The organism is Campylobacter sp. US25a, assembly GCF_004379075.1.
In the GTDB taxonomy this organism is placed as follows: domain Bacteria; phylum Campylobacterota; class Campylobacteria; order Campylobacterales; family Campylobacteraceae; genus Campylobacter_D; species Campylobacter_D jejuni.
Window position 1 is genome coordinate 1 of record NZ_RYYM01000059.1, and the last position, 1,076, is coordinate 1,076.

The following is a 1,076-nucleotide window of genomic DNA, read 5'->3' on the forward strand; positions in this document are numbered from 1 at the left end:
ATTTGCTTTAGCTAAAATACAAGCTAGTCCTCTTGCTAAGATTAAATTTGATAGGATAAGATGGGAAGGGATAGGAGATAAAAACAATCAATTACCAATTCAAACCCATCACATTGCCACCAATAAGAGTAAAAAATATACTCCAAAATTTCAAGAGATACTTAATTCATATGATTTAAAACTAAATGGAGATTGGAATAAAGTTAAAATGCCACATCGCGGAAGACATCCTAATGAATACCATGAATATATTCTTGAAAAAATGAGTAAAATTGATAAAATAGCTAGAGGAGATAAGAATAAATTCTTAAAAGAATTTGAAAAACTAAAAGAAGAAATCAAAAATAATCCTGCTATACTTCATAAAGAATACTATAAGGAGAGAAAACAATGAGATATTATAAAATGATGTATAACTATAATCATAATGATGTGGATAATTGGTGCTCTTGTAATCTTGTAGATATAAAAAATAATAATGAATATGCACTTTTAGAATCTAAACCTATCACAAATTGGCAAACACCTAGTTTTGAAATCGATAAAGATGAAGGAAGCATACTAACTGGTCTTATACACAATGACTGTGGTTGGCGTATAGTCTCTCCTAAATTTATAAATTTAATGCAAGATTTAATCAAAGATTGTGTGCAATATTTGGATGTAGAAATTAAAAATCAGGAAATAAATTATTATGATTGTAAAATTATGCATGTAATAAAATCACTTGAAGCTTTAGATTATGAACATTCTGTATATACTTATATGGGTGATAATGATGAATATTTAAGTATTACTAAAGCTGTTTTAAAAAAATCAAAACTTGATGGAAGTCATATATTTAGAATTAAAGATGATGAAATACCTGTTTTTGTATCAAGTGAATTTAAAAAAATAGTAAGAGAAAATAATTTATTAGGTTTTAGTTTTAGTGAAGTTATGGTATATTAAAATTAATAAACATATAAAAATATTACAATTATAAATTATATAAACTTATTAGGTTTTATCAAACAAATACCATAATAAAGGATAAAAAATGACAAGAGAACAAGCAGAATTAATTATAGAAGAAG

The 1,076-nt window shown here is 25.0% G+C and carries 2 protein-coding genes; both read left to right on the forward strand.

Annotation, left to right across the window (positions count from 1 at the left end):
• Window positions 1-394, forward strand: a 394-nt coding sequence (locus tag ELQ12_RS09695; RefSeq protein ID WP_243834158.1) for an AHH domain-containing protein, incomplete at its 5' end; no start/stop codon positions are given.
• Window positions 391-951, forward strand: coding sequence for a DUF1629 domain-containing protein (locus tag ELQ12_RS09700; protein ID WP_070296164.1), 561 nt, complete (start codon window positions 391-393; stop codon window positions 949-951). The genes ELQ12_RS09695 and ELQ12_RS09700, both read left to right, overlap by 4 nt.
• The last annotated feature ends 125 nt before the right edge of the window (window positions 952-1,076 follow it).